Below are 12,653 nucleotides of genomic sequence, written 5' to 3'. Positions count from 1 at the left end.
CTTTTTCTAAACGGACATACGGTAGGGAGTGGTAATTCTTGGATGGATCGCAAATATGTCTTCTCATCGTTTTACTTATACTGGTAGCTTTCAGTGCATTATTTTCGTCAACGGAGACCGCATATTCCTCAGTGAATATGATACGTCTGAAGCAGATGGCGAAAAACGGAGACAAGCGTGCCCGTACGGCGTACAGCATTTCCAAAAATTTTACGGCAGCTATTACAACGATATTGATCGGTAACAACGTTGTTAATATTCTGGCTACTTCAATCGCGACAGAGCTGTTTACACAAATGTTCGGAAGTGCCGGTGTGGCGGTTGCGACCGGAATTATGACGGTGCTGATTCTGACCTTTGGAGAGATCACGCCAAAAATTGTAGCAAAGGCAAAAGCGGAAGCCGTCGCTTTGTTCATGGCAAAGCCGCTGTCTGTCATGGTATTGCTGTTTCGTCCGATTTCCTTTATTGTAGAGTCCATTGAGACGCACTGGGAAAAGAAAATGGAAATAGAAAATGTAACGGCGACAGAGGATGAGCTTCTGGAAATCGTATCAACGATTGAACAGGAGGGGGTTCTGGAACAGGAAGAACGCGAGCTGATTGAAAGCGTTATTGAATTTGACGATAAAAACGTTCGCGATATCATGGTTCCCAAGGATCAGGTGGTCTTTCTGTATGACAATGCGACCTATGATCAGATGAAGCAGGTTCTGCATGATCATAAGCTGTCCCGTTTACCTGTGATTTCCTATCAGACGACCGAGGTTGTCGGTATCCTGCGTGTCCGTGATGTTTTGGATGCATTGCTGGAGGATAAGGAAATCGTTATTTCCGAAATGATGCAGGAGCCGGTATTTGTTACACAGCGAAAGAAGCTGCCAGCGGTTTTGGAGGATATCCAGAAATCAAGAGAGCATATGGCGATCGTTGAGGAATCCCTGACCTCACATGTATTCGTGGGAATTGTAACACTGGAGGATGTATTGGAAGAGCTGGTTGGAGAGATTTATGATGAATATGATCCTCTTCCCAATCATGTCGTTGAAATCGGACACCATACCTTTACGATCGATGGCAATGTGTCACTTGTCGATTTCTTCGATACATACGTAGAAGATCAGGATGCGCCGAAAACAAAAGCTAGAACCTTCGCTGCCTGGATCTTTGAATTAAACAACCATCGCAAGGTCCGCAAAGGCCGTGAAATAGAATTTGAAAACTTTGAAATTAAGGTTCTGGATACCAAGGATGGTATGGCAGCCAGAATCGAAATGCAGATCTTGTCACAAATGGATGACGATTTAGACTAGGAGGCTATTATGAACGTATTTTTAAAAGCAGTGAAACCTGCAAATGCACCAAAGGCGCTGGGGCCGTATTCTCCGGCAGTAAAGCTGGGTGATTTTGTTTACCTGAGCGGACAGATTCCTTTGAATCCGGAAACCGGAGAAGTAGAAGGAACCACTATTGAGGAACAGACACATCAGGTCATGAAAAATATCAAGGCAGTTCTTGCTGATATGGGCCTGGATTATAAGCACATTGTGAAAACAACGATCTTTGTAAGCGACCTGAATGATTTTGATAAGCTGAATGAAGTATACGGCAGCTATCTGGAAGAACCATATCCGGCAAGAAGCTGTGTACAGGTGGCTCGTCTGCCGAAGGATGTCAAGGTGGAAATCGAATGTATCGTCATCGATACCTTGGTATACGAGCAGCAGATGGCAGCTCAGGAAAGCGGATGCTCCGGATGCGGTGGCGGATGCGACGGGGGCTGCTGCTAGTAATTGAGAAATGGGAACAGAGCACATACTCTGTTCCTTTTTTTCGCCTGAAAGCTTCATTTACCGCTTTTATTCTCATATTTTATATGCTTCTCTTCCGTATTTGATGATTTTTACTCCGGTTTTTATCCATATGTGTTATAACCATAAGGAGCATATCGTGTTGAAGGAGGGGGACAATGGTATATTATCTTCGTAGAATTGACGAACGAAGCTGTCTTATGGTACAGGAAAACGGACAGCAGACTGTTTTACAGGAGCCGCTGCTAGTGATTTTGCAAAGACTGTGCCTGCGTTATGGAAGTACCTGTGAGGGAAGGAGGGAAGCGGCAGCGTGCAATCTGGATATTCATCAAAAGGTACCGATTCTTTTATCCGAGGTATATCAGGATATTCTGTTTCCAACAAGAGCACTGCGCAATCCGGAATGTATTTGGATCAACTACCGTGCCGTGGATGAGATCCGCCGCAAAGAGAAGGGCTGCATTGTACAGTTCCATGATGAAAGCGAGCTGTTTGTTTCTGTGGATGTCCGCTGTATTCGCAGAAGTATGCAGCTATGCAAGCGTTATTTATCTTTTCTGAATGCCTGAGTGGAATGTATGATATAATGAAAACCGCTAGGAGAGATAATTATGGAATTGTATGTGTTAATATTTTTAATTCTTTGCGTTGTGCTGCTGTTTATCTTTCTGTTTCTGCAGCTTCGTCCAACAAGGGGAACAGAACAGGAGCGTATATTGCGGGAGCTGAGCGGCCAGCGTGAGGATATGGCTGCCATGCAGCAGCAGTGGAACAATCAGCTGATGCTGTTACAGACACAGATTTCCCAGCTGATGAAGACAGACCTGCAGTCTCTGCATGAAAATGTGGAACAGCGGATGAGCCATTTGGAGCTTACATTGAATGAAAACCTGCATCATGGCTATCAGACCACAACGCAGGTGTTTGGAAAGGTGTTGCAGCAGATGGGAAAGCTGGATGAAAGCCAGCAGAGTATAAAAGAGGTGTCCGCTTCTATATTGCAGCTGCAGAATATTCTGAATGATAAAAAAACAAGAGGTATTTTTGGTGAGATAGAGCTATACAGTCTGCTGGAGACGGCAATGGGAACGGATGAGCACCGCTATCAGAAGCAGTATAAGCTGAGCAATGGCATGATTGCAGACGCTGTATTGTTTGCGAGTGAACCACTGCGTATGATTTGTATTGATGCTAAATTTCCGCTGGAGAATTATAACCGCCTCATGCATGCGGATACGGCGCAGGAGAAAGCAAAAGCACAGGCTGCGTTTGTACAGGATGTGAAAAAGCATGTCCGTGCCATTGCGTCAAAGTATATCCTACCGCAGGAAACAGCGGAGTTTGCCTGTATGTTTCTTCCCGCAGAAGCGGTGTTTTCCTATATTTATGCAAGCTGTGATGAAGTGGTGCAGTATTCCTATGCCGAAAAGGTGTATATGGTGTCGCCGACAACGCTGATGGCGTATCTGACGGCAATCCGCGCTATTTATCTGGGGGTACAGCGCAATGAGCATGTAGAACAGATTCAGCAGGAGCTGAAGCATCTGCAGGTGGAATTTGAACGCTTTGATAAGCGCTATCAGGCAGTGAGCAATGATTTTGAACGCAGCTATCAGGATATGCGTCAGTTATCAATTACGGCCGGTAAGATTGTAAAGCGCTTTGAGGAGATTCAGGAGGTGCAGCTGGAGAAAAAAGAAGAGACTGCATCTGAATGAGAATTGGGTGTGAAGAGGAGTCTGTATCAAAAATCAGGTATGAAAGTATAAGACTTTATTTCTAATCATGATAGGTAAATAATTATCTAACTTGTCCTACATAGAAATTTATATATCCATTACCATGAAAATCGTACGATTGCAGGTGCACTAGCATGGATTTGATTTTGTAAAGGAGGTGTTAAAATGTGGTTTTACAAAGAGGATGTAACAAATCCTGTTATAACAAGTGAGAAACAAGTAAGTTCAAAGCACGCAGAAGCTAAGCTTGCTAAGCTGCCAAAAACAGCTGTATTACTATATATGAGTGGATTTGATTATATAAAGAGAAGATATAAAATAGAATTGATTACGGATAAATTTCCAAGATTTTTGAATGCCTGCCAAATATATAAACGAATAGGGGATGATAAGGTCTGTTTCCTGGATGGTGGACGCGGGGCACCAATGGCAGCAGATACAATCGAAGTGCTCAAAGCTTTTGGAGTTGAAAATGTTATTTCTATTGGATTGATGGGAGGATTTGCTGGGAAAACAAGAGCAGGTGAAATAATAATTCCCAATAAAGCATATGTCGAAGAAGGAACCACATTACATTATTATGAACATTTGGAATACAGTACACCGGACTATGACTTACGAAACGCAATGATGACAGCTCTTTCTCATTATAAAGTAGCACCCATCGTTTCTACAGATGCTATTTACAGGCAAACATTCTATAAAGAACGCTTGTGGAAAGAAAAGGGCTGTGTAGGAGTTGATATGGAGACTTCAGCCTTATTCAGCGTTGGAAGGTATCTACATATGCGAGTTGCTTCAGTTTTGATGGTTTCGGATTTGCATCCGATAGATGAAAAACACGATGCATGGGAATGGCATTTGTCTGATGAATTAAGAAAACAGTTTCTATATAAGGTTTTTGAAATTGCGTTATCTATATAATATAATCAGGATTTTAAAAACACAAAACTTAATATTATACATAGGAAATATTTTAATTTTATGAGATAATTAACTATCAGATATGGCTAAGAGTGAAGGAAATAACTGTCAAGTAAAAAGGCTCTGGAGGATATTCTGATGGTTTAATGCTTCGTAGTAGAACTGATTTTAATTATGAAGGGAGAATCTTTATGGATATTTTTGTTTACTGTCTTATCATCTGTGTCTTATTTGTGCTTGCCTCCATATTCAATGTACTGAAAAACTGCCTGAAGGAGCTGCGGCAGATTCGGGAAATGCTGAGAACAAGCCAACTGGTTGAGCTGCAAAAGGTCATGGACGAAGCAGAAGTGAAGCATGAAAAAACGGCAGAATAGTCTGTCGTTTTTCTTATATTTTCTATTTTTCAATCGTGATATTCCGGGTGATGATCCATCGGTCGATTTGATACAGATAGGCTAGCAGCTGCGGCCCGCTCATTAACTGACCGTACCATGGCAGCTGGAAGCTTTCCCCCTTGCTTTCAATCAGCTTCCTCAGCATTGCATCATCAAATAACTGATGCAAAGGACTCTTTGGATCATCATAACGCTCACGCAGGCGTTTACTGATCAGCTCGGCATACTGTGGATTGTGTGTTTTCGGAAACGGGTTTTTCTTGCGATGTGCGACACTTTCCGGCAGCTCCTGTTCAAATGCCTTTCGCAGAATACCCTTTTCCTCCTGCTGCAGAAATTTCATATTCCAGGGGATATTGTAAACATATTCCAGCAGCTTGACATTGGCAAAGGGAGCGCGAATATTCAGGCTTGCGGCATCCCCCATACACACCTGACGGGTTACCAGTGTCTGCATGAACCAGTGGAGACATAAAACGGTATGAATTCTTGCTCTTCGATCCTCCTCGGTATCCGTATCCAGAAATTCGATGTTCTCTATACTTTGTGCATAGCGTTTTGCGATATAATCCTCAAACGGCAGCTCGCGCAGATCAGGATGGAGAAGGGAAATGCGCTCCTTTGTGGAACGAAGCCATGGAAAGGTATCCAGATCCTTCAGCTCATCGCGGTAAAACCACGGATATCCGCCAAAAATTTCGTCTGAGCATTCACCACTCAATATAACCTGCTCATGCTCTGCCACCTGTTGACACAGCCACAGCAGACTGGAATCCACATCCGCCATACCCGGTGTCTCTCTGGCAGCCATTGCATCCTCCAGCAAATCACATAATTCCTGCTGTGTAATCATAAGCGGGGTGTGACTGCAATGACAATATGCACACATGTCCTGAATGAAGGCGGTATCCATTGACACCTGATACATATTTCCCTTGAAATTCTCCTTGTTTCCCTCATAATCCAGGGAATAGGTTCGCCAGCTTGGATTTGCACTGGCCGCGATACTGGTAATCAGACTGGAATCCAGACCACCGGATAAAAAGCTGGCCTGTGCACCATCCGCCTGGGCATGGATGGATGCGCACATCAGTTCATGAACCCTTTCTAATGTTTCCTCCAGTGTATCGGTATGAGGCAGGGCATGCAGAGTGTAGTATTGTTTTACCTTCAGCTCTGCATTGGAAACGCGAAGCAGGTAACCCATCGGAAGTGCAGAAACATCCTTATACAACGTGCAATCCTCGCTGATGCTGGGACCAAAGGCAAATAGCTCCAATATACCACTGCGATCCAGCACTGCTTTTCTTTTCGCGGCGTCCAGCAGCGTTTGTATCCGGCTGCTGATCCATATGCAATCATCCGCTAATAGATAATAAATAGGCCGCAGTCCCAGCGGGTCTTTTGCGCAGAACAGGGAATCCTTGGCTTGTATCAGAAAGGAATATGCCCCTTCCATATGCAGCATCGCTTTTTCTCCCCACAAAAGATACGCATACAAAACTGTTTCCTCTAAACCCGCAGGCTTTGGAAAGCCTGCCTTTTGCAGCTCCTCATGCAGGCTCCTTTGGTTGTACAGCTCTCCATCCACCAAAACGGAAAACTCCATATGTTCATGCCGCAGTACGGTAAATCCCTCTGTGTATATACGGGAATTCTTAAGCATTTCATTTTGCTTTACTGCCGTCTCATCCAGAGCGGCAACAGCTAAAAATTGTTTCATGACAACTCTCCTTCCATATGCATTGTATGAATTTGCGGAATGCAATAGTATCACTTATCGAAAAAAATAGGTGTAAGTGCTTGCGAAAAAACGTGTAAGCTGTGCTATACGAAAGTGAAAATTTACATCCTGAAAAGTAAACAGGTATCATCGGGAAAACGGTTGCATGTAGAAAAAAAGATAGTATAATAATGCATGACCAAAGAAAAAGGGAGTAGAAGAATGAGATTAAAAATAAGTGGCAGAGATTTGATCACGGTAGGCTGTGTTATCGTAGGTTCGCTTCTTTGTGCTATCAATATCAATACCTTTATCAATGCGGGAGGGCTGTTTCCCGGAGGCTTCACCGGACTGACCGTATTTATTCAGCGCTATGCGGAAAAATATTTAGATATGCAGATTCCGTATTCTGCCGTCAACTTTGCATTGAATGCCATACCGGCATATATCGGCTATAAGACAGTTGGAAAGAAATTTACGATGTATTCTTGTGTCATGATTGTTTTAACCGGAGTATTCGTCGAGGTTCTGCCAAGAACAAACATTACAGAGGATATCCTGCTGATTACTATATTCGGTGGGATCCTGCAGGGCGTTGCCTTGGGAATCGCATTGCGTGGAAATGCCAGCAGCGGGGGAACGGATTTTATTGCTATGTGGATTTCCCAGAGAACAAATCAGCCTGCCTGGAATTATATTCTGGCGATGAATGCTGTGATGCTGGTGGCTGCGGGGTATCTGTTTGGTTGGAATGCAGCTTTGTACTCTATTATCTTTCAATTCTGTTCCACACAGGTAATCAATTTTGTACATACCCGCTATAAGCGAATGACACTGTTTATCGTTACCAGCAATCCGGATATCGTCATTGAAGAAATCCAGAATTCCACACACCATGGTGTTACCCGTGTGGAGGGCATCGGCACCTATTACGGGCGACCGAGAACCATGCTGTATACGGTGGTTGAATCGCAGAACGTTAAAGGACTGGTCACCAGAATTCGTGAAATTGATCAGACCAGCTTTGTTAATGTTACCAAAACCGAAAGTGTCGAGGGAAGATTTTACCAGCGGCCAATCGAGTAAAGGGATGTATCCCCTTTAACTACAAGTTTAAGATTGAATAAGAGGAAGGAAAGACTCCTGTAGAAAGGGAATTCTCCTTCTTCTTTCATTTTTACACATACAGCATTCCCTAATTTGAATAGAACAGCAGAAACACCCGGCGGGTGTTTTCCTTTGTTTTTCATGACTTGTTCACATCCTCATCACCTGACCACGATATACTGAATCCGTGAAAGGAGAATCATCATGTATATCATCAAAAATGCATTACGAAATATAACGCGGTCAAAGGGCCGAAACATTCTGATTGGCTGTATTGCTCTTGTCATCGGTCTGTCCGCCTGCCTTGCCTTGTCGATTCGACAGGCTGCTGTCAGCGAACGGGAAAGTGGGTTATCCAATCTGAATATCACCGCTTCCATCAGTATGGACAGACAGTCTGTGATGGAGGAGCTGCGGCAAAACCCACCGGAGGATTCAGAAGACACCCGCAGCAGTATGAAAGAAAAAATGTCCGGGATGAAGGAGCTGTCTCTGGATGAATTAAAAACGTATGCGAAGGCAGACTCGGTAAAGGATTTTTATTATACGCAGAGTGCTTCACTGAATGCCTCCTCTATTGATGCGGTATCAACCTCCTCAGCTTCCTCCAGTGCTGACTCTCAGGGTAATAATATGCCTATGGAAGGAAAGGGTATGGGAGGTATGCAGAATCAGGGTGATTTTACAGTTACCGGCTACAGCTCCTATGCTGCCATGACAGCCTTTAGCGATGGAACTGCCACGTTACATGAAGGGGAGCTTTTCACAGAGGGCAGTGCTGCACTGGAATGTGTAATCAATAAGGAGCTGGCAACCTTAAATGATATCGCCATCAACGATACAATTACCTTTACCAATCCATCGGATGAGGAAGAAAGCTATAAAATCAAGGTTGTCGGTATATATACAACTACTTCTGCCACAGATTCCGGTATGGGGATGAACAGCATGGATCCGGCAAATCAAATCTATATGTCATATGAGGCGCTGAACAGTATTGCAGAAAAGAGTGCTGCCTCCTCCAGTGATAATGCGCTTCGCACCCAGACCCGCGGCACCTATGTGTTTGAAAATGTGGAGGCCTATGATACATTCGAAGAACAGGCACGCAAGCTTGGACTGAGTGATGATTATACGGTATCCTCCAGTGATGTAGCAGCTTATGAACAAAGCCTGGTGCCACTGGAAAATCTGAGTACCTATGCCGGCTATTTCCTGGCTGTTGTTCTGATCATCGGCGGAGTGATTCTGGTGGTATTGAATATCTATCATATCCGTGAGCGGAAATATGAAATCGGAGTACTGGCGGCCATTGGTATGAATAAGAAAAAAATCGCCTTACAGTTTATATGTGAAATCTTCATTGTCACTTTAATTTCCATCATGCTTGGCTGCGGAATCGGAGCCGCTGGTAGTGTGCCGCTCACCAATACGCTGCTGCAGTCACAGTCTGCAGAAGTCTCTACAACACAGGAAACTGGCCCTTTTGGCAATGCAGGAGAGCCCGGCGGCCGCGGTATGAATAAGGGACAGCCAGGGAACCAGAAGGTATCCTATATCGAGGAAATCAGCAGTGCCACCAACGGAAGGGTTTTGCTGGAGCTTGGCGGTATTGCCATATTGCTGACGTTGCTTTCCTCCGGTATGGCTGTCATGACCATTCTGCGCTATGAGCCATTGAAAATATTATCGAACAGGGAATAGGAGGAAGAAAAATGCAACTGGAATTACAGGATATCGGCTACAGCTACAATGGAAGAGACCGTGTGCTACAGCATGTGAGCTACAGCTTTACCTCAGGTAAGCTGTATGCAATAACAGGGCGCTCCGGGGCAGGAAAGACAACGCTGCTTTCTCTGCTTTCCCAGCTCACCAGACCCACAGAGGGTAAAATTATATACAATGATAAGGACATCAGCGAGGTGGATCAGTATTTGTACAGGAGCCGCTATGTAGGGGTTATCTTTCAAAGCTTTAACCTGCTGATGAATTTGACCGCAGTTGAAAATGTATTGCTGTCTATGGATATCGCCGGTGTGAAAAAGGATAACAATCGGACATGGGCGATGGAGCTGCTGGAAAAGGTGGGGCTCAGCGATGAGGAAGCCAACCGCAGAATTCTGAAGCTCTCCGGAGGACAGCAGCAGCGGGTGGCGATCGCCCGTGCATTATCCTATGATCCTGATATTATTCTGGCGGATGAACCGACAGGGAATCTGGATGAGGATACTCAGGAGGAAATAATGGAAATCTTCCGTAATCTTGCGTATGATGAGCAAAAATGTATAATTCTTGTCACCCACTCCCCTGTCGTAGCTGCACAGGCGGATGAGATTTATGCTCTCGCAGGTATTGCAAAACAAAGGAAAAAGCGAAAAGGTGTGTAATACGCCTTTTTCTTTCGAAAAAATTACATTTTGTAAAGGATATCCTGTATAATATACTGTATAGGAACTGAGGTGAGATCATGAAACGAAAGGGAATACTTGCATGCTGTCTGCTTCTGCTTGCTTTTGTATTATCTATAGCTCCCGCTGTACAGGCAAAGGAAAACAAGCGTGTAATTCGTATAGGCTTTCCCATACAGGATGGTCTTACTATGAAAAATGACGATGGCACCTATGCGGGCTATACGTATGATTACCTGAAGGAAATTTCACAATACACCGGCTGGACATATGAATTTGTTGAAATCGAAGGGGATTTGAATACACAGCTAACTACTCTGATGGATATGCTGAAAAAAGGCGATATTGATCTGCTGGGCGCTATGAGCTACCATGAAAGTCTTGCGAAGCTGTACGATTATCCTACCGAGAATTACGGGAATGCTTATAATGTAATTGCTATTAAGACGGATGATGAGCGATACGATGAGTATAATCTGACGGAAAGCAAGGGCTTTAAGATTGCTTTGGATAAAAAAGCGGAAAACCGGAACGCTTCCTTTCTGCAATTTGCGGAATTAAATGGAATGAATTATGAAATCGTCTGGTGTAAAGACGGCTATGCGCAGATGCAGGCTGTAACCGATGGCAAAGCTGATGGTTTTTTAACGGTTGATTTAGGCCTGGAAGGAGACTTTCGCTCGATTGCAAAATTTTCACCGACACCGTTTTATTTTGCTACCACCAAGGGAAACAGTGCCCTGATTTCCGAATTAAACAGAGCTATTGTAAACATCAGTGAGGTCAATCCAACTCTGCAATCCAGTCTTTATAATAAATATTTTACAAAAGCAAATCATCAGCTGCTTTTAAACAGCAAGGAAAAGGCGTATATTAAGGAGCATCCTACACTGAAGGTACTCGTACAGGACGGATTTGGCCCTTTGCAGTATTATGATGAAAGCAGGGAAATTCGCGGTGTTGCAAATGATCTGCTCAAAAGCATCAGTAAAAAAGCCGGATGGAAGCTGGAATATATATACACGGCAGATTATGATGAATTCGAAGCAAAGCTGAATAACAAAGAGGCGGATGTTGTATTAAATATACAGTACGATTATGATCTCATCAGTCACAGCGCACTTTTGCTCAGCACCCCATATCTGGAAACAGAACGGGTTCTGGTAGCTGGAACCAATGTGGATGTCACTACGTTAAAGGGGAAAAAGGCCGCGATCTACAAGGGGAATATTTCGCAGAATTATACAGATATAAAGAATGCTGTGTATTACGATTCCATAGAGGAAGCCCTTCGTGCTGTGGATGAAGGCGTCTGTGATTATACATACACAGACAGCTATGCCGCCTCCTTTTATCAATACCGGGATGATTTAACGCATTATATAATATATCCGCAGGCAAACGCTGCATCTATGAAATACAGTATGGGTATTCTGGATAGTAAGGAGAATCTGCTGGCAACCATTCTGAATAAGGGAATCCGCTCCGTGGATGCCAGTGAATTGGAAAGCTATATTTATGAAAATGCACAGCAGCAAAAGCCGTTTACCCTGATGACCTATATCCAGGAAAATCCACTGCGGTTTTTAACTCTGATCTGTGCAGCAGCAGCGATACTTCTACTGCTTGGCTATGTGTATTATCGAAATCAGATGAAAATGAAAAAACAGATTGAGCTGGAGAATACCCGCTATCGCTATCTTTCTGAAATTATGAAGGAAGTCATTTTTGAATATGATTATAAAAGTGATACCCTGCGTCTTACCCGTGAGGCTGTGGAAATATTCCAGGTGCCGGAAATTATTGAAAAGTTCTCTGTATTTTCCGCCGATATACAGGTCGCAGGAAGCAATTCCAATAATCCGCTCTATGATCAGCTGATGAAAAAAACGGATACCGATGCGGATATCAAGCTGACATTTCGCGGAATTGCCTTGTGGTATCATATTTATATCAAGGTTATTTCTGACCGGAATCAGGCTGTTTCTGCGATCGGGCGCGTACAGAATATTCATACAGAAAAACTGGAGAAGGAACAGCTGCGAAAGAAAAGCATGCTGGATTCTTTGACGAATATTCTCAATGCAGCTTCTGTGAAAAAGAAGATACAGGATATATTGCAGGCGGACAGTGCTGCACATGCTTTGTTCATACTGGACCTTGATAATTTTAAAGATGTAAATGATATTCATGGACATTATACCGGGGATCAGGTATTGATTCAGACAGCGACTGCCCTGTGTGAGGTATTCCGTGATTCCGCCGTTGTTGGACGTTTGGGCGGTGATGAATTTGTTGTATTTTTAAAGCAGGTACAAAGCGATGAACAGGTACAGGAAAAATGTAAGCTTCTGACAGAAAACCTGCGTTACAAAAAAGAAAGCAAGAATCTGCCGATTCCTACCATCAGTATCGGTGTGGCTCTGAGCAGGGCAGAGGATGATTTTGTGAGTCTCTATCAGCGTGCGGATACGGCATTGTATGATGTAAAGCATGGAGGCAAGGATAACTATGTTATTGAAAAAGAGTAAACCAGCGGG

Annotated in this window: 12 protein-coding genes; 10 read left to right on the top strand and 2 right to left on the bottom strand. The window is 43.7% G+C overall.

All coding sequences use genetic code 11. From position 1 onward, the window contains the following. Window positions 1-38: 38 nt before the first annotated feature. The 6 genes from GKZ87_12585 to GKZ87_12560 all read left to right on the top strand — a co-directional run bounded on the left by GKZ87_12585 (window position 39) and on the right by GKZ87_12560 (window position 4,854). Entirely contained in the window at window positions 39-1,313 is a 1,275-nt protein-coding gene (locus GKZ87_12585) for a DUF21 domain-containing protein (protein QSI26269.1), read from the top strand. Window positions 1,314-1,322: 9 nt separating this feature from the next. After that, entirely contained in the window at window positions 1,323-1,790 is a 468-nt protein-coding gene (locus GKZ87_12580; protein QSI26268.1) for a RidA family protein, read from the top strand. A 179-nt stretch (window positions 1,791-1,969) separates the two neighbouring features. Beyond that, window positions 1,970-2,383, top strand: a complete 414-nt coding sequence (locus tag GKZ87_12575) for a competence protein ComK (GenBank protein QSI26267.1) — start codon at window positions 1,970-1,972, stop codon at window positions 2,381-2,383. A 42-nt stretch (window positions 2,384-2,425) separates the two neighbouring features. Further along, window positions 2,426-3,532 (top strand): DNA recombination protein RmuC, encoded by a 1,107-nt coding sequence (gene rmuC / locus GKZ87_12570; GenBank protein QSI26266.1) that lies wholly within the window; start codon window positions 2,426-2,428, stop codon window positions 3,530-3,532. 186 nt (window positions 3,533-3,718) lie between these two features. Further along, entirely contained in the window at window positions 3,719-4,477 is a 759-nt protein-coding gene (locus tag GKZ87_12565) for a uridine phosphorylase (protein ID QSI26265.1), read from the top strand. A gap of 191 nt (window positions 4,478-4,668) precedes the next feature. Then, the gene (locus GKZ87_12560; protein QSI26264.1) at window positions 4,669-4,854 is read left to right on the top strand and encodes a hypothetical protein; all 186 of its coding nucleotides are present in this window, start codon (window positions 4,669-4,671) and stop codon (window positions 4,852-4,854) included. A gap of 22 nt (window positions 4,855-4,876) precedes the next feature. Here GKZ87_12560 and GKZ87_12555 read toward each other — a convergent pair whose 3' ends face one another. Further along, window positions 4,877-6,598, bottom strand: coding sequence for an asparagine synthase (locus GKZ87_12555; GenBank protein ID QSI26263.1), 1,722 nt, complete (start codon window positions 6,596-6,598; stop codon window positions 4,877-4,879). A gap of 222 nt (window positions 6,599-6,820) precedes the next feature. Between GKZ87_12555 and GKZ87_12550 the strand changes: the two genes are divergently transcribed. Continuing rightward, window positions 6,821-7,684: a DUF2179 domain-containing protein gene (locus GKZ87_12550; GenBank protein QSI26262.1), complete on the top strand. Its 864-nt coding sequence runs from the start codon at window positions 6,821-6,823 to the stop codon at window positions 7,682-7,684. On the opposite strand, the gene GKZ87_12545 is transcribed toward GKZ87_12550, so the two are convergent. After that, on the bottom strand, window positions 7,663-7,848 hold the full coding sequence (locus GKZ87_12545) for a hypothetical protein (protein QSI26261.1): 186 nt from the start codon (window positions 7,846-7,848) through the stop codon (window positions 7,663-7,665). The two genes, GKZ87_12550 and GKZ87_12545, sit on opposite strands and share 22 nt — an antisense overlap. A gap of 61 nt (window positions 7,849-7,909) precedes the next feature. Between GKZ87_12545 and GKZ87_12540 the strand changes: the two genes are divergently transcribed. The 3 genes from GKZ87_12540 to GKZ87_12530 all read left to right on the top strand — a co-directional run bounded on the left by GKZ87_12540 (window position 7,910) and on the right by GKZ87_12530 (window position 12,644). Continuing rightward, window positions 7,910-9,409 carry an FtsX-like permease family protein gene (locus GKZ87_12540; protein ID QSI26260.1) on the top strand — a complete coding sequence of 500 codons (1,500 nt, stop codon included), beginning with the start codon at window positions 7,910-7,912 and terminating at the stop codon, window positions 9,407-9,409. An 11-nt stretch (window positions 9,410-9,420) separates the two neighbouring features. Then, on the top strand, window positions 9,421-10,092 hold the full coding sequence (locus GKZ87_12535) for an ATP-binding cassette domain-containing protein (GenBank protein QSI26259.1): 672 nt from the start codon (window positions 9,421-9,423) through the stop codon (window positions 10,090-10,092). Between the two features lie 80 nt (window positions 10,093-10,172). Continuing rightward, the gene (locus GKZ87_12530; GenBank protein QSI26258.1) at window positions 10,173-12,644 is read left to right on the top strand and encodes a transporter substrate-binding domain-containing protein; all 2,472 of its coding nucleotides are present in this window, start codon (window positions 10,173-10,175) and stop codon (window positions 12,642-12,644) included. Window positions 12,645-12,653 lie beyond the last annotated feature (9 nt).

Source organism: Erysipelotrichaceae bacterium 66202529 (assembly GCA_017161075.1).
In the GTDB taxonomy this organism is placed as follows: Bacteria; Bacillota_I; Bacilli_A; order Erysipelotrichales; family Erysipelotrichaceae; genus Clostridium_AQ.
The sequence above is the reverse complement of the archived record's forward strand: the minus strand, read 5'-3'. Positions and strand labels throughout refer to the sequence as shown.

Coding starts and splice junctions, on each gene's coding strand:
- GKZ87_12560 (QSI26264.1), top strand. CDS start 4,669: ATGGATATTTTTGTTTACTGTCTTATCATCTGTGTCTTATTTGTGCTT.
- GKZ87_12555 (QSI26263.1), bottom strand. CDS start 6,598: ATGAAACAATTTTTAGCTGTTGCCGCTCTGGATGAGACGGCAGTAAAG.
- GKZ87_12550 (QSI26262.1), top strand. CDS start 6,821: ATGAGATTAAAAATAAGTGGCAGAGATTTGATCACGGTAGGCTGTGTT.
- GKZ87_12580 (QSI26268.1), top strand. CDS start 1,323: ATGAACGTATTTTTAAAAGCAGTGAAACCTGCAAATGCACCAAAGGCG.
- GKZ87_12540 (QSI26260.1), top strand. CDS start 7,910: ATGTATATCATCAAAAATGCATTACGAAATATAACGCGGTCAAAGGGC.
- GKZ87_12535 (QSI26259.1), top strand. CDS start 9,421: ATGCAACTGGAATTACAGGATATCGGCTACAGCTACAATGGAAGAGAC.
- GKZ87_12575 (QSI26267.1), top strand. CDS start 1,970: ATGGTATATTATCTTCGTAGAATTGACGAACGAAGCTGTCTTATGGTA.
- GKZ87_12545 (QSI26261.1), bottom strand. CDS start 7,848: ATGAAAAACAAAGGAAAACACCCGCCGGGTGTTTCTGCTGTTCTATTC.
- GKZ87_12530 (QSI26258.1), top strand. CDS start 10,173: ATGAAACGAAAGGGAATACTTGCATGCTGTCTGCTTCTGCTTGCTTTT.
- rmuC (QSI26266.1), top strand. CDS start 2,426: ATGGAATTGTATGTGTTAATATTTTTAATTCTTTGCGTTGTGCTGCTG.
- GKZ87_12565 (QSI26265.1), top strand. CDS start 3,719: ATGTGGTTTTACAAAGAGGATGTAACAAATCCTGTTATAACAAGTGAG.